Genomic DNA, 607 nt, shown 5'->3' with positions numbered 1-607 from the left:
TCCTCAAAGACGCGAACCAGTTGAATCATCGAGGTCGCGCCAAGGCCCGGCAAAAGCGTCAGCCGCCGACCACTCATGTGGCGACGGCACCCAACGAGGTGTGGTCGTGGGACATCAGCTACCTGCCGTCGATGGTGCGCGGGCAGTTCTTCTACCTGTACCTGATCCTCGACATCTTCAGTCGCAAGATCGTGGGTTGGGAGGTGCATGAGCGCGAAGGCGGTGAAGAGGCCGCCGCGCTGATACAGCGTGCCGTACTGGTCGAGCGCTGTTTCCGCAAGCCGCTGGTGCTGCACGCGGACAACGGGAGCCCGATGAAGTCGCAGACCATGCAGATCAAGCTGTATGACCTGGGGATTGTGCCATCGCATAGCCGGCCGAGGGTGAGCAATGACAACCCCTATTCGGAGTCTCTGTTCAGAACCTTGAAGTACTGCCCTCAGTGGCCATCACACGGGTTCGACTCGGTGGAGGCGGCGCGCAAATGGGTAGGCCTATTCGTCCACTGGTACAACGAAGAGCACCGTCATAGCCAGATCCGCTTCGTCACCCCCGGGCAGCGCCACCGTGGTGAAGACAAAGCGATCCTGAGCAAGCGCGAGCAGGT

1 protein-coding gene is annotated in these 607 nt (G+C 60.8%); it reads left to right on the top strand.

The genetic code is table 11. The features are described from left to right. Positions 1-607: IS3 family transposase (locus tag ACYQ2W_RS26510; RefSeq protein WP_459874110.1), on the top strand; the 607-nt coding region annotated here is incomplete at both ends.

The organism is Endothiovibrio diazotrophicus, assembly GCF_054657215.1.
Note: the sequence above shows the minus strand (reverse complement) of the source record. Positions and strands in the feature narration are given on the sequence as shown.